This is a genomic window from Pedobacter sp. N36a, from assembly GCF_014472395.1.
Taxonomy (GTDB): Bacteria; Bacteroidota; Bacteroidia; order Sphingobacteriales; family Sphingobacteriaceae; genus Pedobacter.
Genome location: NZ_JACSZW010000001.1, coordinates 776466 through 795310 on the forward strand (window position 1 = coordinate 776466; position 18845 = coordinate 795310).

The window sequence follows — 18845 nt, forward strand, 5'->3', positions numbered from 1 at the left end:
TTTTAACAGGGAAAAGGTTGGAAGAACCTTTTGGCACAGGAGTTGAAAATATAGATAATACAATGTAATTAATAATTTCGTAGACGGCATACTGTCAGATTGTCGTTTTTATTTTAGAAAGACTTAATAAATGAGTAAACAAGATCATTTTGATTTTAGCAACGCACTACCCATCATAAATGAAGATACAGAGTTTTTCCCGCTGATGTCCCAACAAGACGAAGACGAGATGAACAATGAAGAAACCCCTGAAATATTGGCCATCCTCCCATTGAGGAATACCGTCCTTTTTCCAGGAGTAGTCATTCCAATTACTGTTGGCAGGGATAAATCTATAAAGCTAATTAAGGAAGCTTACAAAGGTAACCGGATTATCGGAGTGGTATCCCAACGGGATGTTTCGATAGAAGACCCTACGTTTGAACAGTTGAACAGTGTAGGAACGGTGGCGCAGATCATAAAGATGCTGCAAATGCCGGATGGAAATACAACCGTGATCATTCAGGGTAAACAACGTTTCCGCCTGATAGAAGAAGTTCAATCTGAGCCTTACATTAAGGTAACCATCAGCAAATTTGAGGAGTCCAAACACAAAAGCGATAAAGAATTTAAAGCGATGGTGGCCTCTATCAAGGAAATGTCTTCGCAGATCATTCAATTGTCGCCGAACATTCCAAGTGAGGCGGGTATTGCCTTAAAAAACATAGAAAGCACTTCCTTCCTGATCAATTTCATCTCTTCAAATATGAATGCAGATGTTTCTGATAAGCAAAAAATGCTGGAAATGGGCAATCTACGTGAGCGCGCAATGATGGTGATGGAGCTATTGACCCTGGAACTTCAGATGCTGGAGTTGAAAAACCAGATTCAATCGAAAGTCCGCACCGACCTGGACAAACAGCAAAGGGATTACTTCCTGAATCAACAATTAAAGACCATACAGGAAGAACTGGGTGGTTCTTCTTCCGACCTTGAATACGAGGCTTTGCAGGTACGCGCAAAGAAGAAGAAATGGGCTGAGCCTATAAAAGAACATTTTACTAAGGAACTGGATAAGCTGGGAAGAATGAATCCCGCAGCACCTGACTATTCTATTCAGATCAATTACCTGGAGCTGTTATTAGACCTTCCATGGAATGATTTCACGAAAGACAACTTTGACCTTAAACGTGCACAGCGCGTATTGGATAAAGATCATTTCGGTTTAGAAAAAGTAAAACAGCGTATCATCGAATACCTGGCTGTATTGAAGCTTAAACGCGACATGAAAGCCCCTATCATTTGTTTGGTAGGCCCTCCGGGAGTAGGTAAAACCTCATTAGGAAAGTCAATTGCCAAAGCATTGAACCGTAAATATGTGCGTATGGCATTGGGTGGCATCAGAGATGAAGCTGAAATCCGAGGCCATAGAAAGACCTATATCGGTGCTATGCCAGGCAGAATCATTCAATCGATTAAAAAAGCCGGTGCCGCAAATCCTGTATTTGTGCTGGATGAGATTGATAAAGTAGGTGCTGATTTCAGAGGAGACCCTTCTTCAGCATTACTGGAAGTATTGGATCCAGAGCAAAATTCTGCTTTCAACGACCATTATGTAGAGGCTGACTATGACCTTTCCAATGTGCTGTTTATCGCTACGGCCAACTCATTGAGCAGCATACAGCCGGCTTTACTGGATCGTATGGAGATCATTGAAGTGAATGGGTATACGATTGAAGAAAAGATTGAGATTGCTAAAAAATACCTGTTGCCTAAGCAAAAAGAGCAGCATGGGATCAAAACAAAAGACATCGTTCTTAAGAATAGTCTGATTGAAAAAGTAATCGAAGATTATACGAGAGAATCTGGTGTTCGTGGACTGGAGAAAAAAATCGGTTCCCTGGTACGTGGTGTGGCAACTAAAATCGCGATGGAAGAAACATATGACGCAAACCTGACTTTAGAAGATGTAGAGCGCATTTTGGGTGCCCCTATCTATGATAAAGATCTTTATGAAGGCAATGAAGTTGCCGGAGTTGTGACTGGTTTAGCCTGGACACAGGTTGGTGGAGACATTCTATTTATCGAAGCGAGTTTAAGCCCGGGTAAAGGAAAGTTAACCTTAACTGGTAATCTAGGTGAGGTAATGAAAGAATCTGCGGTCATTGCATTGGCTTATTTACGCTCACACGCTGCTATTTTTGGAATTGACTATGCCTTGTTCGATCAATGGGATATCCATGTACACGTGCCTGCTGGGGCGACTCCAAAAGACGGCCCATCTGCTGGTATCACCATGCTAACCGCATTGACTTCTGCATTTACACAGCGTAAAGTAAAATCTAACCTGGCCATGACCGGAGAGATTACCTTACGTGGAAAAGTATTGCCAGTTGGTGGAATCAAGGAAAAAATCCTTGCCGCAAAACGGGCAAATATCAAGGACATTATTCTTTGTAAATCCAATAGAAAAGATATTTTAGAGATCAAAGAAAGCTATATAAAGGACTTAAATTTCCATTATGTAACGGAGATGAAAGAAGTGATTGAGCTCGCGTTAATGAAGGAAAAAGTGAAAGATGCCCAAGACCTGAGTGTTAAAATCAAGCCGGTTGCAAACTAGTCTGTTTTTACTTAATATTGCGAGACCAAACAAACAATAATGAGAAAATTAACATTGGCTTTTACTTTATTTTTAGCCCTTACCAGTACCCAGAAACTTTTTGCACAGGAAAGCAGCAACACTACTCCTGCAACGTCCAGAGCACAGAACATATTTATTGAACTGGGCGGTCAGGGTTTAACTTTTACAGCAAACTATGACTCCAGGTTCTCTAATAAGAGAGATGGTATAGGTGGTAGAGCTGGTATTGGTTACTTTTCAGTAGATGGAGATAACGTGACCACTGTGCCTTTATCTTTGAATTATCTGCTAGGAAAAGGTGGAAAGTACTTTGAACTTGGACTGGGTGCCACTTTTATTGCAACCGGTGGTAGTGCGGAAGTACTTTTCAATAAGAATGAAAGTAATGTAATTGGCACCATGAGTTTTTTCTACCGGGTACAACCGGAAGACAGCGGTTTCGCTTTCAGGATTGGACTTAGTCCGGTGTTCAGCAGGGATTTCTTTCTGCCTTATTACGGTGGTCTAAGTCTTGGCTATACTTTTTAACATAAAAAATACGATATTCAACTCCGGCAAATCTGCCGGAGTTTTTTTTTAGAAAAATAATAATGAAAGCTATAAGCAAAGTACTGCTCCCTTTATCCCTGATCTACCTGCTAGCCACCAATCCGGTTTCGGCACAAAGCTTCAAAAATGAGTTTGGTTTCAAGAGCGACAATGATTCTTATCTGCTACAGGGTTCTGACCGCTATTATACCAATGGTTTATTTATCAATTTCCGACATGCTTTGAATCAAAGCGGGCTTCCGGAAAAACTGGAAAAGAAAAATTATGAAATTGCTGTTGGGCAAAAGATGTACAATCCTTATTCTGGCTCAGCACCTGATCCGGCAAAACAGGACCGTCCATTTGCAGGCTATTTATATGCGGAAGCTGGATTGAACTGGTTTTATAAAAATGAAAGTATTTTGAAGACCAGCGCACAGATTGGCGTAACCGGCCCGGCGTCATTGGCAGAAAAAGGTCAGGAATTGCTGCATAAAACCGTAGGTTTCTATAAGCTGGAGGGCTGGGATTACCAGATTAAAGAAGAAATGCAGGTAAATTTATCCGCGCAATACACAAGACTATTACACCGTTTTAAAGATCAGGCGGCTGACTTCTCATTTGAAGGTTATGCGAATGTGGGAACTACCTTTAGTGGTGCCGGTGCAGGAATTTTGTTCAGAGCAGGCCGGATTAACCAGCTTTTCAATGCAGCTTATACCAACTCGGTGATTGGCAACCAGTCAAAAACAAAAAATTTAGTAAAAAGTGAGCTGTTCTTTTATGCAAAACCGCAGCTCAATTTTGTGGCTTATGATGCCACTATACAAGGCAGCATGTTTAACAACGCCAGTCCGGTTACTTTTGGTGTTAAACCGATGGTCTTCGCGCAGCAGCTGGGATTCAATTACAGCAGTCAGCGGTTTACCTTCGATTTTGGAATGATATTCAAGACTAAGGAAGTGAAAAGTATCGCCAGAGCGCATCAATATGGCAGCATCAGTATGTTTTACCGATTCAACTAATTCAGCAGTAAGTTAGTCCAGGGCAGGACGTTTCCGCAAGATTTTCTTTGTGGAAACGCTCTGTTTGTCCTGTAGCCGCTTCCTGATCACCGACTTCGGTGTCTTGGTGGGCTTCCTCTTTTTTTGAAGGTGCAGGCCAGATTTCAGCAGCGCGATCAATTTTAAGATCGTTCGCTCTTTGTTCATCAGCTGACTTCTGTCTTCCTGGGAAACGATGTGCAGGTTTCCTTCCTGATCCAGGCGATTGGCCAATCTTTCCAGCAGCAATGTCCTTTCTTCTTCCGTCAAAAAAACTGCGGATGGCAAGTGAAGAATCAGCTCTACTTTACTGGAAACCTTATTTACATGCTGACCGCCTTTACCTCCGCTTCTCGAAGTTTTAAAGCTGACCGCTTTTAGTATCTCTTCTTTATTGGGTAGCATGAAGTAAAAGTAGCTAAAGATAAGCTCCCATTTAAAAAAAAATGGGCGAACAATTCCCTAAAACATTAACTTTGCCCTATATGAGGAAAAATCTGGTTGTAGCTATCGATGGCTACTCATCATGTGGAAAAAGTACATTAGCGAAAGCATTGGCAAAGAAACTAGGTTTCATTTATATTGATAGCGGAGCGATGTACCGGGCGGTCACGCTTTATTTCCTGCGCAACCACATCGACATGAATGATCCTGAAGCGGTAAAAGACGCTTTACAGCATATCGAATTAAATTTTCATTCCAGAGATTATGAATCGCACATTACCTTAAATGGTGAAGAAGTATCTGATGAAATCAGGCTGATGCCGGTTTCAGATGCTGTGAGCGAAGTATCGGCAAATAAATTTGTCCGCAAAGACATGGTGAAACAGCAGCAGCGCATGGGCAAATCCAAGAACATTGTGATGGATGGCCGCGATATTGGCACTACTGTTTTCCCGGATGCACAAGTAAAGTTTTTCATGACTGCAGACCCAAAGATCAGAGCAGAACGTCGATATAAAGAAATGCAAAGCAAGGGTGATACTTCGACCAGTTTAGAAGAGGTATTTGAAAATCTGGCACACCGCGACTATGCAGATACTACTCGCGTTGAAAGTCCGCTGACACGTGCAGAAGATGCCGTGATCCTCGATAACACCAATATCACTCCACAAGAGCAACTTGATTTTGCAATTGAGCAAGTAAAGCTTCATTTTCCTCAATAAGTAAAAATGACTAGAATAAGCTAGCTATTGTAGGCTATATACAGTAATTATCAATACATATAGAAGGGCCTCGGCCCTTTTTTTTGTCAATAATCAGTTACAAACCTCCTCTTAACTTAAACATTACAATTCCATGTTTTAACTCATATATCAGATTAATACTTTTGTTTAACAATTTTGTCAAACTCAAAAGTATATGTCAACTCGCGACACTGGTACGGAACAATTAATAAAAGATACGGCTAAGCACCTATTTTTTGCCGAGGGTAAATTACATGCTACCACGCAGGAAATCGCCGATGCAGCCGGAGTAAACCGTACGCTCGTAAATTATTATTTTCGCTCCCGGGACATCCTGTTTGATCAGGTGTTCAATGAGGCACAAGAAGGCTTTGTCTGCACGCTGGATGAAGTATTTGACTCCAAAATGCCTTTTAAAGAAAAGATCAGAAATCTGATCTCTGTATTCATCAAAGAAACGGCTAAATACCCTTTTCGCCAGCTCTTCATCATTACAGAAATGAATAGAAATGAGTTGATCAATGCGAAGAAATCAAGAACTAAAAAAGTGAAAGCGTTTATGGAAGAGATCCAGATAGAAATGGATAAAGGCCTCGTTAAGAAAATGGATCCAAGACAATTTATGCTGAACCTATTCTCTTTAATGGCACATCCTTTCCTTACAGCACCGCTTCATAAAGCAATATTTGGCATGAATGATGAAGAATACGCCATTTTGATGGAGGATCGCAAGCAGCTGATCTACGAAACCATCTTCCCCTAAAATTACCCTATATATTATATCCTCTTAAAAACAAAAAACGAACAATACCCATAAAAATGAGATACACAATTCAATCACTATTATTGCTTCCGGCATTCATGATTTTAAGTTCATGCGGAAATAGCGGATCAAAACCAGGCGGCCCTGGAGCGGGTGCCCCTCAGGTCAAAGAATATAAAGTTTTAGAACTGCAGCCACGCAGCGCAACGTTAAACACAGACTACCCTGCCAGTATCCAGGGCCAGCAAAATATAGAAATCAGACCAAGAGTGGATGGGTATGTGGAGAAGATTTTTGTAGATGAAGGTTCTGTAGTCAGAAAAGGACAGCCATTGTTCAAAATCAATGCTCCTCAATATGAGCAGGAAGTACGTACAGCTACTGCGAGCATTAAAAGTGCAGAAGCAGAACTGAGCTCGGCAAACATGGCTGTAAATAAAGTAAAACCGTTGGTAGAGAAAGACATCGTGAGTAAATACGAGTTAGAATCTGCACAATACACTTACCAGGCAAAATTAGCAGCACTGGCACAAGCGAAAGCGGCTTTATCAAATGCAAAAACCAATTTAGGTTATACTACAGTAACCAGTCCGGTAGACGGAGTAGTGGGTGCAATTCCTTTCCGTTTAGGAAGTTTGGTGAGCGGCAACAATGCTGAGCCATTAACGACGGTGTCCAGCACAGGAAACGTGTATGCTTATTTTGCATTCAATGAAAAACTGCTGCTTCACTTCTTTAAAGACGATAAGGGAATGACGCTGGCACAAAAGCTGGCTAAGCTTCCTGAAGTTTCTTTAATCTTATCTGACGGTACTTTATATGATCATAAAGGACGTATTCAAACCATCACCGGACAAATCAATACGGCTACAGGCTCTGCAAATGTACGTGCGAGTTTCCCAAATCCTAAAGGCCTAATCCGCAGCGGAAGCAGTGCAACAGTAAGAATTCCAGATGCCATTACAGATGCTATTGTAGTTCCTCAAAGTGCGACTTATGAGCTGCAGGACAAGCGTTTTGCTGTTGTGGTAGATAAAGATGGTAAAACGAAAAGCACGGCCATTACCGTAATGAAAAATACCGCAGGTACTTACTTTGTGGTGGAAGAAGGTCTGAAAGCAGGTGATAAAATCGTGTTAGAAGGTGTTGGTACCTTAAAAGACGATACACAGATTAAAGTAACCCCAGTAGGCGCAGACGTTGTTTACGCAGATTTAAAATAAGATCCATATATGTTTAAAATATTCATACAGCGCCCGGTGCTCTCTACAGTGATCTCTGTGATCATCGTGATCCTGGGACTACTAGGGCTGCTCGCGCTACCCATTTCACAATACCCCGACATTGCCCCTCCTACTGTGCAGGTTTCTGCCGCATATACGGGTGCCAATGCCGACGTGGTACTTAAAAGTGTCATCATTCCACTGGAAGAGCAGATCAATGGGGTAGAGAACATGACTTACATGACCTCTACCGCAACTAATGATGGTTCTGCCAGTATTAACATTTTCTTTAAAGTAGGAACTGATCCCGATTTAGCTGCCGTAAACGTGCAGAATAGGGTGTCCAGAGCCACCAGCTTACTGCCTCAGGAGGTAACGCAAGCCGGGGTTACAGTAACCAAGAGTCAGAGTAGTAATCTATTGATTTTCTCCCTTTACAGTGATAATCCTGCTTACGACCAGACTTTCTTACAGAATTACGCTAAAATCAACCTGGTTCCTGCCATTCAAAGGGTAACTGGTGTAGGTAATGCTACGATCTTTGGCTCTAAAGATTACTCGATGCGTATCTGGTTAAAACCAGATATGATGGCACAATACAGCTTGATTCCTGCGGATATTTCAGCAGCATTGGCTGAGCAGAATATCGAAGCCGCACCAGGTAAATTTGGAGAGAACGGCGACGAAGCTTTTCAATATGTAATCAAATACAAAGGAAGGTTAACCAAAGCAACCGAGTTTGAAAACATCGTTGTGAAATCAGCTGGCAACGGTCAGTTATTACGACTAAAAGATGTGGCGAGAGTAGAACTAGGTTCTTTAAGTTATAGCTCTAACATCAACACGAACGGTAAACCATCTGTGGGTATGGCGATTAGCCAGACTCCGGGATCCAATGCAAGAGACGTAATTAATCAGTCCAAAAAGATCATCGACGAAGCCTCAAAAGACTTCCCTAAAGGTGTAAATTATGTTTACCTGGTGGATGTAAATGAAAACCTGGATGCTTCAATTGAGAAAGTAGTACATACCCTTATTGAAGCCTTTATCCTGGTATTTATCGTAGTATTTATTTTCCTACAGGATTTCCGTTCTACCTTAATTCCTGCAATAGCAGTACCGGTAGCAATCGTAGGTACTTTCTTCTTCTTAAACTTATTTGGTTTTACGATCAACTTACTGACCTTATTTGCACTAGTCCTCGCCATAGGTATTGTAGTGGATGATGCGATTGTGGTCGTAGAGGCCGTCCATGCCAAGTTAGATCATGGTTATAAATCCGCCAGAAAAGCGACGATTGATGCCATGAGTGAGATTTCAGGAGCGATTATCTCAATTACCCTTGTAATGGCGGCTGTATTTATTCCAGTAACCTTTATCACAGGTTCTACAGGGGTATTCTACAAGCAATTCGGTATTACACTTGCGGTAGCAATTATCTTATCCGCAGTAAACGCGTTGACCTTAAGTCCGGCATTATGTGCTTTGTTACTAAAACCACATGCAGACGACCATAAGCACAAAAGTTTTATCCAGCGTTTTTACACCGCTTTCAACGTTTCATTTGATAACGTAACCAACAAATACAAAAAATCTATTCAGTTCCTTTCTGTGAAGAAATGGATAGTATTGGGAGCGATTGTGTTGTTCAGTGGAGCTTTAGTTTTCATGATGAAAACCACACCATCTGCTTTCGTTCCTGCGGAAGATCAGGGTACCATTTTTGCCAATATCAGTTTACCGCCATCGGCATCTATGGAACGTTCCACGATCATCGCGAAGCAAGTAGATAGTCTGGCACATACCATTCCGGAAGTAAAAAACACCTTACGTATTGTGGGGCAAAACTTTACTGCTGGTCAGGGTAGTGCTTACAGTATGGTCATTCTGAAACTGAAAACCTGGAGCGACCGCGACCGCGGTATTCAGGAAGTGATCGGCGAACTTTTCGCAAAAACCGCAGGCATCAGAGACGCCAGCATCTTCTTCATCTCCCCTCCTACGATTCAAGGATTCGGACAAAGTGGTGGTTTTGAGTTCCAGGTACAGGATAAAGGCGGACATACCGTTCAGGAATTGTTCAAGGTCAACTCTGATTTCCTGGCCAACTTGTCTAAACGCCCGGAAATTCAATATGCAACCACTTCATTCAACCCGAACTTCCCGCAGTACATGCTGGATGTAAACTTGGAAAAATGTAAGGAAGCAGGAATTACTGTAAACTCAGTACTGAATACCTTACAAGGATATTACGGTGGATTGTATGCTTCCAACTTTAACCAGTTTGGTAAGCAATACCGCGTAATGATTCAGGCGGATGCCAATTACCGTAAAAATCCGGAAGGATTGAACAAAGTATTTGTTAGAAACAGCAAAGGCGAAATGGCGCCAATCACGGAATTCATCAACATGACCAGAGTATACGGTCCGGAGTCAATTTCGAGGTTCAACCTTTTCAGCTCGATTGCGGTTACAGGTGCCCCAAATGCAGGTTACAGTTCTGGAGATGCGATTAAAGCGATTCAGGAAGTGGCTGCAGAATCATTGCCGGCAGGTTATGGTTATGACTTCTCTGGTCTAACCCGTGAAGAATTAGCTTCTGGCAGTCAGACGGTGTTTATCTTTATCTTATGTCTGATCTTTGTTTACTTCCTGTTGAGTGCGCAATATGAAAGTTATATCCTTCCATTTGCCGTAATTCTATCTATTCCATTCGGTTTAGCAGGAGCTTACTTATTCTCGATCATCTTCAAATTAAACAGTAATATTTACCTGCAGATCTCCCTCATCATGCTGATTGGTCTATTGGCCAAGAACGGTATTTTGATTGTAGAGTTTGCACTGGAAAGAAGGCGTCAGGGACTGGACATTGTACAATCGGCCATTCAAGGTGCGGTTGCGCGTTTCAGACCGATCCTAATGACTTCATTTGCCTTCATTTTTGGATTGGTTCCATTGATGTTCTCTACCGGTGCCGGTGCAGTAGGTAATAAATCTATTGGTACAGGTGCTGTAGGTGGTATGTTGATCGGAACAATTTTAGGGGTATTTGTGATCCCGGTATTGTTCATTATTTTCCAGACGTTACAGGAAAAAATCAGTGGTCCTTTACACTTAAAGACTTACGACGATGATGACGAAGACGCTATCGATCCGACTAAAGCTAAAAAAGCGCCACAGCATTCATCCATTAATTAAGAGAAACAATGATTTTATCCTATAAAAAACAGATGTTCACCCTTGCATTAGCGGTTACCGTTTTTGCCTCTTGCAGGGTGACTAAACCTTACGAAAGTCCGCAGTTAAAAACGATGGGACTGTTTCGTGAGCAAACGTCAACAGACAGCACCACCATGGCGAATACGCCATGGCAAACAGTGTTTGCTGATCCGCAGTTGTCGGGATTGATCCAGGAAGGCCTGGATCAAAATCTGGACCTGAAAAATGCGGTTCAGAATATTGTACAGTCCAAAGCAACCTTACAGCAAAGTAAAGCGGCCTTTTTCCCTACGCTGACCGCTGATGTGAACGCGGCAAGGAACAAGCAGTCAGAAGCTGGATTAAACTTTCCTCCGGGTATCAATATCAATACGCTGACCAACTCTTTCAAAGCGCAGCTGAGCACCAGCTGGGAAGCCGATATCTGGGGTAAAATGAGCAGTGCGAAAAGAGCTGCCTTAGCGACATACTTCCAAACGGATGCTGCAAAAAGAGCGGTACAAACTCAGCTGATTGCTGACATTGCTACCAATTACTATACCTTACTTGCATTAGACAGTCAGCTGGAAATTACGCAGCAGACTTTGAAAAGCAGGATTAATGGAGTTGAAACCATGAAAGCTTTGAAAGAAGGTGCAGTAGTAAATGGTGCGGCAGTGGTTCAAAGTGAGGCGAGCAGATATGCAACAGAAGTAACGATTCCAGATTTAAAGAGAACCATCAGGGAGACCGAAAACGCGTTAAACATCCTATTGGCAAGAGCTCCAGGACCTATTAACCGTGGTAAATTACAAAATCAGAATCCGACCAGCGATTTAAAAATCGGTGTTCCTACGCAATTGCTGGAAAACAGACCAGATGTACAAGCTGCAGAGTTTGCTTTCAGAAGCGCATTTGAGAACACCAACCTTGCCCGCACTTATTTCTACCCTTCCTTCACCATTACGGCGACAGGTGGTTTGTCAAGTCTGGATCTTAAAGACTTTTTCGACAAGTCGGTATTTTATAATTTGTTAGGTGGATTAACACAGCCGATCTTCAATAAAGGCTTAAATAAAGCCAGGTTAACTACTGCAAAATCCGTTCAGGAGCAAGCAGTAAACAGCTTCCAGAAAACATTACTGCTAGCGGGCCGAGAAGTATCGGATGCTTTATACACTTACCAAACAGCAGTAGAAAAAGAAGAAGCGCGTGCAAAACAAATTGCTGCTTTACAAAAAGCAGTAGATTATACTCAGGAATTATTGAGATATAGCTCTGCGACAAACTATACAGATGTATTGACTTCAGAGCAAAGTTTGCTTGCAGCACAACTGAGTGGTGTAAATGACAGGTTACAAAAACTACAATCTGTAGTCAATCTATACAGAGCGTTAGGTGGAGGCTGGAAATAATTTCTGCTAAAGCATAATCGTAAAAACGCCCCAAGAAGTAAAATACACAGCCCCCAAAAAGTTAGACACTTTTTGAGGGCTTTTTTATAATATAGGAAATCCTGATCCGTATGTAAAAAATGAGGAATTAATCATCCTCGGCATGTAAAGTATCTTTATGGTCTTCTGGTTTATAGTTGGCTTGTAATTCGGCCAGTTTCTTTTTACCATAAGCAAGTTTAGTGATCAATACAAACAATACCGGCACAATAAATAAGGCCAATATCGTGGCTGACAACATCCCCGCAGCTACTGTCCATCCAATGGTCTGACGGGAAACTGAGCCTGCTCCGGTCGAGATGATCAAAGGAATGACCCCAAGAACAAAGGCCAGCGAAGTCATAATTATCGGTCTGAGCCTTAACCTTACCGCCTCAATAGTTGCCGCAATCAGCTCCATTCCCCAGTCTACCCTTTCCTTGGCAAACTCCACGATCAGAATCGCATTCTTAGCGGATAAACCGATCAGGGTAATCAATCCTACCTGCGCATAAATGTTGTTGTCTAATTTTGGCAGGAAGCTTAAGGCCAGAATCGCCCCAAATAAACCCAGCGGTACAGAGAGTAAAATAGAGAAAGGAACGGACCAGCTTTCATATAATGCGGCCAGTAAAAGAAACACGAATACGATAATCAGTGAAAAGATCAGCGTAGTACTGTTTCCTGCTTCCGTTTCCTCCAAACTCAATCCAGAGAAATCGTAAGCATAATTGGCTGGTAAAGTTTGCGCGGCCACTTCTTTTAAAGCATTCAGCGCATCACCGGAACTGCTGCCTGGTTTTGCAGCTCCACCTATCTCAATCGACCGGAAAAGGTTGTAATGATTGATAATAGAGGCATTTTCGATCACCTTATAGCTCACCAAAGAACTCAGCGGTACGGAAACACCCTGTGCATTCATTACCCGGAGATGCTTCAGGTTGTCAATATTTGCCCTATAATTGGTATCTGCCTGACTCACTACGCGGAAGTTCCTGCCATATTTCGTGAAATCGTTGATATAACTGCTCCCCAGATAGGTGGAAATGGTACTGTAGACCGCAGCAATGGAAACCCCCATTTTTTTAGCCAGATCCCGATCTACATGTATTTTATAGTTCGGTGTTCTGGAGTTAAACAGCGTATAGGCCATTCCAATTTCAGGTCGCTGATTAGCTGCTGCGAGGAATTTCCCCACATTGGCTTCAAACTCTTTGATGTCCCCACTCTGCTTCTCCTGAATCTGCAGACTGAAACCACCACTGATTCCCAGTCCCGGAATCGCCGGAGGGGAGACCACCAGGACACTTCCATCCTTATCACCGGCAAAACTTTTCGTCACGCTGGCCATAATGGCATTCACATCTCTTTTTCGAAGGTCCCAATTTTTAAGCTGCACAAAGAAAGTACCGGCATTCGATTTGAAGGACCTGTTCAGAATATTGATCCCGCTGATGGAAGTAATGTTGTCTACTTCAGGATTATTTTTACGGATACTATCTGTAATTCTTTTAATAAATGCATCTGTACGTACTGCAGAAGAACCTTCAGGTAAACTTGCCCCGATTAAGAAAATCCCGGCATCTTCAGAAGGAATAAAACCTGTTGGTTTTTTAACAAATAAACCACCCGTCCCCAGGTATATACAAAGTAAAATAATCAGTACCAGAGGAATGGACTTTAAGGCTTTTTTAACCCCCATAGCGTAATTATGCGTTACTCTGGCAAACCAACTGTTGAATTTATAGAAGAACTTATTCAGCCCTTTGGAGTCTGCTGTTAGATTCATTGGAACTAACAAAAGAGAACACAATGCCGGCGTAAGAGAAAGTGCAATGAAGGCCGAAATCAATACAGAAACGGCAATCGTTATGGCAAACTGCTGATACAGCTGACCAACCATTCCTGGAATAAAACCTACTGGAATAAATACCGCAGCTAAAATCAGTGCAATGGCAATTACCGGAGCGGTGATGTCGTTCATCGCCCTGCGTGTGGCATCGGGAGCAGATAAACCATCATGGTCCATATAATGCTGAACGGCTTCAACCACCACAATCGCATCATCCACCACAATACCAATCGCGAGGACAAAACCAAACATCGTCAGGGTATTGATAGAGAAACCAAAGAAAGTGAAAAAGATAAACGTTCCAATGATGGAAACTGGAATAGCCAATACGGGAATCAAGGTTGCTCTCCAGCTTTGCAGGAAGAAGAACACCACCAAAGTTACCAGCACTAAGGCCTCAATTAAGGTACTCACCACCTCGCTGATCGACACTTTTACCACCGTAACTGTTTCGTAAGGAACCGTATAATCCAGGTCTTTTGGAAAGGACTTTTTCAATTGATCCAAGGCCTTTTGAATACCATCAGCGGTTTGTACCGCATTTCCCCCCGGAGTCTGATTGATCATCATCAGGGAGGCTACTTTTCCATTTACTTTAGAGCTATTGGCATAACTAAAGACACCCAATTCTACTCTGGCCACATCTTTCAGAAAAACGACAGAACCATCCGGGCTGGCTTTGATCACTATATTATTAAACTGATCTACCGTATTCAGGTCGCCATCCAGGATCACAGAAAACTCAAATGTCTGATGGCTTGCTTGTGGAGGTGCCCCCACACTTCCTCCTGGAATCCTTGTATTTTGCTCCTGAACGGCAGTAGAAACGGCTGCCGGTGTTAAGCCATAATTGGCCAGTTTATTTGCATCCAGCCAGATCCGCATACTAAATGGCTGACCAAAGGCCTGCACATCTCCTACCCCTTTCACACGCAATAATGCGTCTTTCACATATAAATTGATATAATTTGAAATAAATTTATCATCGTAAGTCCCGTTTGGAGAATACAAACCAACCACCATCAAAATATCATTATTTGCTTTTTTGGTGGTCACCCCTAAACGGGTGACGGCCTCCGGTAAGGAAGGTTCTGCAATACCTACCCTGTTTTGCACATCCAGGGCGGCGATATCAATATTTGTTCCTACATCAAAGGTAACAGTAATGGAAGAACGTCCATCGGAAGTACTGTTGGACGATAAATACTTCATTCCCGGCGTACCATTGATCTGACTTTCTATGGGAGTGGTCACTGTTTGCTCTACCGTCTGCGCATCAGCCCCGGTATATGCTGCAGAAACAGTAACCGTTGGCGGCGCAATACTTGGGTACTGACTGATGGGCAAAGTAGTGATGACAATAGTTCCAATCAGTACAATTAAAATGGAGATGACGATGGCCGTGACCGGGCGCCTGATAAATACTTCTGAGATCATAAGCTTGAAATTCTTTTAAAATTTTACCACGGCACCAGGCCTTACATTTTGTGCACCATCTGAAACAATCAATTCGCCTGCTTTCAATCCTTGTTTCACGACTACATTTTTATCAAATTGTTTTCCCAGCTGAACAATACGCTGCTCTGCCTTATTGCTATCTGCCACCACATACACATTAAACGAGCCCAACTGCTCTGTTACTGATTTATAGGGGATCACCAATTCGTTCTCTTCAGACTTGTTCAGGACTTTCATATTGACCGTCATCCCGGCAATCAGCTTTCCAGACTCATTTGGATAACTGATCCTGACCTTGATCGTTCCTGTGGCCGGATCTACGGCACGGTCTATTGTGATGATCTTCCCCTGACGTTTATATAAACTGCCATCTTGCAGTTGTACGGTAAAAAGAGAGTCTTTCACCGCAGCGGCATTGCTTTTCAATTTCTGAAAATTCGGAATATCTGCCTGATTTACGGTGATGTCTACCGCGATCGGATTTCCAGTAGAAACCGTATTTAAAAGCGTAGACCCTGGCGTTACCAATGCGCCGGGTTTCACTTGTGAAATACCAATAGTTCCGGTTAAGGGAGACACAATCACTGCATTTTGAAGGTCATTATTTGCGGAAGAAAGCGTTGCTTTTGCCGCAGCAACCTGCGATTCTGCATTGGCCAGATCCGTTAACGCATAATCTACGCGCTGTTTTGCAATCGCATCCTGAGCGGCGAGGTTTTTATAACGCTCCGCATCTTTTTTAGCCTTATCACGATTGGCCTGTGCCATCTGCACATTTGCTTTGGCAGAATTGTAAGCGGCCAGGTATTTTGTGCGGTCAATTTCATAGAGCTTCTGCCCCTTGGTTACCTTCTGTCCATCCTTTACAAAAATAGCCGTTACAAAACCACCTACCTGTGCTCGGATTTCTACTTCATCCAAGGCCACGACCACCCCTGGATAAGAATCCACGGTGGCTACCGGCTGAGCAGCTACCTTATAAACAGATACCGGAGTTGCCGGAGGTGGCCCTGCCTGCTGCTGTGCAGCTTTATTTCCATTACCGCATGACGCTAAAGAAATGGACCCCAAAATAACAATGCCTAGTTTTACGTGATTAATCGTCTTCATTTGAGTACTTATTGGTTAACGGTAATTGTGCCTAATGCTTGTTCTACGTCCAGTCTGGAGGAAAGCAGACTATACAAAGAATTTAAATAATTGAGTTGTGCGGTACGCAGGTCTGTTTCCGAAGTCATCAGATCCAAATAGGCTTTTATGCCCTCATCGTATTGCAATTTGATGGTTTGGTAAACCTGCCGCGAAATTTCCACATTTGCACCCGCTGTTTTCCAATCGTTCAAATTGGCCTTATAAGTGGCCATGGCCTGCTCATATTGGGTCTTGATTTGATTTTTAGTATTGACCAGGTCGAGGTCTATCCTTTGCTCCTGTAATTGCGACTTCCTCAGCTCCTGAATTCTTTTTGTGCCCTGGAAGATGGGTAGGTTCAACTTTAGCCCAAACAATGAACTCGGATAATTCTTATCATAGAGGTTGCCAAAATTGTTATTCAGGTAATTCCAGTTGTAATTGATAAATCCGGAGATATTGGGTAGGAAAGACCATTTATTATAACTCGTATTCAAGTGCTGCAATTGCTTTTGCGTCTGCAATAAGCGATACTCCACCCTATTCTCATAAGTTTCTCTTTGATTGGTATCGATGAGGATTTGATTTTCCATCTTTACCGCGTCAAAATTCAGACTGAATTCTTTATCACCTTGATAACCAATCAGTTCCTTAAGGTAGGCATATTTATATTTGATCAGCTCCTCTGCCCGCTTTTTATCCGCTCTGGAATTACTCAGACTGATCTGTGCGCGCTGATAATCAGTTTTATCCACCAGCCCAAAATCATACTGCGCTTTTGAATCTTTGAGTTGTTTCTCTAACCTTGCATTGTTTTCATTGATGATCTTTATTTGTTCTATGCTGCTGAGCACATCAAAATAGGCTTTACTTACACTAACCACAGTATTGATCTTCGTATTTTCCGTATTTTGCAGGTACTGCTGTCTGTAGTATTTTGAGGCTTTAGAAGCTTGAATTAAACCTGCATCCAGAAATTTCTGATCGGCTTGCAAAGTAAATGCAGAGGTATTTTTCGAACCAAACGTCAGCAAGGAAGTTTCTCCATTCATTGTCAGCTGCTGGACCTGCTGTTTCAGGTTATTGTTATAATTAGCACTTCCAGTAATCTGAGGAAACCAGCCAGAAAGCGCCGATTTGATATCGCGTTCCCCAATCTCTTCATCTATTAACGATTGCTTCACTCCAGGTTTATTCACCAGTGCATAAGCAATGATCTCCGGAAGTGTGGCATTTCTAAGTTCTTTGGTGTGTTGTTCCGTTTGTCCAAAAGCAACCGAGCACCAGGTAACCGGCAGGATCAGGAGAAACGTTAAGATCGGTTTGTGTAGTTTCATAAGGTAGGGAAATGAAGTATTTAAAAATCATCATAGTTCGTTGTTCCATTTTAAAAAAATGAATACCAGTTCCCCTTTTTTATCGCCGCCGCCTACCGATATGCATTGTTCGTTTGATAAGATGAAATTAACCCGATGAACTGAGCTGCTGGAGAGATATGATCGTAGTGTTAGTCATAAAACGCGAATTAATCCTACTGATTTTATGGAGGCTTATAATTTGACAACAACCTATGTATCAATATTGTTTGATGATTTTAAAAATTACAACTAGGCTTATTCAGCGTCAGATTTGGTTGTTTTTTACAACGATCAAATCCCAAATATTAATTGTTTTTTTATGTAATATTGGCCTTATGAATATTCTGATTGTGGAAGACGAAAAAACCCTGGCACTGGAAATGGCCAGATTTCTGGGCAAAGAAGGTTATACGATAGAGCATGCCTGGAAAAAATCCTCCGCAGCAGAAAAAATATTTGTAAACACTTACGACTTTATTCTGCTGGATCTTGGACTGCCTGACGGTGATGGTTTTGAATTGCTGCATCAGTTTAAACAATTAAAAGACCGGGAGGATGCAGTAATCATTCTGACTGCCAGGGGCGATGTGGAAGACCGAGTGAAAGGCCTGGAATCCGGAGCAGATGATTACCTGCCGAAGCCCTTTTCCCTGACGGAATTACTGGCCAGGATGCATGCCATCATCAGAAGGAAACATAAACTGGAAATGAATGAGGTCAATATCCATCATTTTATCTTAGACATTAAAAACCATAAACTCAGTTTTGAAGGTCAAAAGATCAACCTGACTGGAAAGGAGTTTGAAATCTTTAATTACCTAGTATTGAATAAAAATAGAGTAATTTCGAGAATCAACCTGACAGAACATGTATGGGGTGATATTCTGGAAATCAACTCCGACTCGAATTTTGTAGATGTTCATGTTAAAAATTTAAGGAAAAAGCTTTCTGCACATGCGCCAATTGACTGGTTTGAAACGGTAAGAAGTATAGGTTACCGCATAAATTCCAGCTTATAATTACATTTGAATTCTTTTAAACCGCCGGA

General features: G+C 42.2%; 13 protein-coding genes. 9 read left to right on the top strand and 4 right to left on the bottom strand.

Going from position 1 to position 18845, the window contains the following annotated elements; all coding sequences use genetic code 11:
- The first annotated feature begins 130 nt into the window (after positions 1–130).
- From lon to H9X96_RS03620, 3 genes are all read left to right on the top strand, one after another.
- Positions 131–2602 (top strand): endopeptidase La, encoded by a 2472-nt coding sequence (lon, locus tag H9X96_RS03610; protein ID WP_187664943.1) that lies wholly within the window; start codon positions 131–133, stop codon positions 2600–2602.
- Between the two features lie 39 nt (positions 2603–2641).
- Positions 2642–3151 carry a hypothetical protein gene (locus H9X96_RS03615; protein ID WP_187664944.1) on the top strand — a complete coding sequence of 170 codons (510 nt, stop codon included), beginning with the start codon at positions 2642–2644 and terminating at the stop codon, positions 3149–3151.
- A gap of 62 nt (positions 3152–3213) precedes the next feature.
- Positions 3214–4176, top strand: coding sequence for a lipid A deacylase LpxR family protein (locus tag H9X96_RS03620; protein ID WP_187664945.1), 963 nt, complete (start codon positions 3214–3216; stop codon positions 4174–4176).
- Between the two features lie 12 nt (positions 4177–4188).
- On the opposite strand, the gene arfB is transcribed toward H9X96_RS03620, so the two are convergent.
- Entirely contained in the window at positions 4189–4599 is a 411-nt protein-coding gene (gene arfB / locus H9X96_RS03625) for an alternative ribosome rescue aminoacyl-tRNA hydrolase ArfB (protein ID WP_187664946.1), read from the bottom strand.
- An 80-nt stretch (positions 4600–4679) separates the two neighbouring features.
- Here arfB and cmk point away from each other — a divergent pair, with 80 nt between their 5' ends.
- The 5 genes from cmk (at position 4680) to H9X96_RS03650 (ending at position 11980) form a co-directional block, all read left to right on the top strand.
- Entirely contained in the window at positions 4680–5360 is a 681-nt protein-coding gene (gene cmk / locus H9X96_RS03630) for a (d)CMP kinase (RefSeq protein WP_187664947.1), read from the top strand.
- A gap of 196 nt (positions 5361–5556) precedes the next feature.
- A complete protein-coding gene (locus H9X96_RS03635) occupies positions 5557–6144 on the top strand; it encodes a TetR/AcrR family transcriptional regulator (protein ID WP_187664948.1) in 588 nt (195 codons plus the stop codon).
- A gap of 56 nt (positions 6145–6200) precedes the next feature.
- Entirely contained in the window at positions 6201–7367 is a 1167-nt protein-coding gene (locus H9X96_RS03640; protein WP_187664949.1) for an efflux RND transporter periplasmic adaptor subunit, read from the top strand.
- Positions 7368–7376: 9 nt separating this feature from the next.
- The gene (locus H9X96_RS03645; protein WP_187664950.1) at positions 7377–10565 is read left to right on the top strand and encodes an efflux RND transporter permease subunit; all 3189 of its coding nucleotides are present in this window, start codon (positions 7377–7379) and stop codon (positions 10563–10565) included.
- Between the two features lie 32 nt (positions 10566–10597).
- A complete protein-coding gene (locus tag H9X96_RS03650; RefSeq protein WP_255430971.1) occupies positions 10598–11980 on the top strand; it encodes an efflux transporter outer membrane subunit in 1383 nt (460 codons plus the stop codon).
- Between the two features lie 127 nt (positions 11981–12107).
- Here H9X96_RS03650 and H9X96_RS03655 read toward each other — a convergent pair whose 3' ends face one another.
- From H9X96_RS03655 to H9X96_RS03665, 3 genes are read right to left on the bottom strand one after another with little or no spacing between them, the layout of a single operon-like run.
- Positions 12108–15287, bottom strand: coding sequence for an efflux RND transporter permease subunit (locus H9X96_RS03655; protein WP_187664952.1), 3180 nt, complete (start codon positions 15285–15287; stop codon positions 12108–12110).
- A gap of 15 nt (positions 15288–15302) precedes the next feature.
- Positions 15303–16418: an efflux RND transporter periplasmic adaptor subunit gene (locus H9X96_RS03660; RefSeq protein ID WP_187664953.1), complete on the bottom strand. Its 1116-nt coding sequence runs from the start codon at positions 16416–16418 to the stop codon at positions 15303–15305.
- 8 nt (positions 16419–16426) lie between these two features.
- A complete protein-coding gene (locus H9X96_RS03665) occupies positions 16427–17776 on the bottom strand; it encodes a TolC family protein (RefSeq protein WP_187664954.1) in 1350 nt (449 codons plus the stop codon).
- A gap of 356 nt (positions 17777–18132) precedes the next feature.
- Here H9X96_RS03665 and H9X96_RS03670 point away from each other — a divergent pair, with 356 nt between their 5' ends.
- Positions 18133–18816: a response regulator transcription factor gene (locus H9X96_RS03670; RefSeq protein ID WP_187664955.1), complete on the top strand. Its 684-nt coding sequence runs from the start codon at positions 18133–18135 to the stop codon at positions 18814–18816.
- The last annotated feature ends 29 nt before the right edge of the window (positions 18817–18845 follow it).

Bases quoted from the DNA above. Each gene is read 5' to 3' on its own strand.
- lon (WP_187664943.1), top strand. From the start codon at position 131: ATGAGTAAACAAGATCATTTTGATTTTAGCAACGCACTACCCATCATA.
- H9X96_RS03615 (WP_187664944.1), top strand. From the start codon at position 2,642: ATGAGAAAATTAACATTGGCTTTTACTTTATTTTTAGCCCTTACCAGT.
- H9X96_RS03620 (WP_187664945.1), top strand. From the start codon at position 3,214: ATGAAAGCTATAAGCAAAGTACTGCTCCCTTTATCCCTGATCTACCTG.
- arfB (WP_187664946.1), bottom strand. From the start codon at position 4,599: ATGCTACCCAATAAAGAAGAGATACTAAAAGCGGTCAGCTTTAAAACT.
- cmk (WP_187664947.1), top strand. From the start codon at position 4,680: ATGAGGAAAAATCTGGTTGTAGCTATCGATGGCTACTCATCATGTGGA.
- H9X96_RS03635 (WP_187664948.1), top strand. From the start codon at position 5,557: ATGTCAACTCGCGACACTGGTACGGAACAATTAATAAAAGATACGGCT.
- H9X96_RS03640 (WP_187664949.1), top strand. From the start codon at position 6,201: ATGAGATACACAATTCAATCACTATTATTGCTTCCGGCATTCATGATT.
- H9X96_RS03645 (WP_187664950.1), top strand. From the start codon at position 7,377: ATGTTTAAAATATTCATACAGCGCCCGGTGCTCTCTACAGTGATCTCT.
- H9X96_RS03650 (WP_255430971.1), top strand. From the start codon at position 10,598: ATGTTCACCCTTGCATTAGCGGTTACCGTTTTTGCCTCTTGCAGGGTG.
- H9X96_RS03655 (WP_187664952.1), bottom strand. From the start codon at position 15,287: ATGATCTCAGAAGTATTTATCAGGCGCCCGGTCACGGCCATCGTCATC.
- H9X96_RS03660 (WP_187664953.1), bottom strand. From the start codon at position 16,418: ATGAAGACGATTAATCACGTAAAACTAGGCATTGTTATTTTGGGGTCC.
- H9X96_RS03665 (WP_187664954.1), bottom strand. From the start codon at position 17,776: ATGAAACTACACAAACCGATCTTAACGTTTCTCCTGATCCTGCCGGTT.
- H9X96_RS03670 (WP_187664955.1), top strand. From the start codon at position 18,133: ATGAATATTCTGATTGTGGAAGACGAAAAAACCCTGGCACTGGAAATG.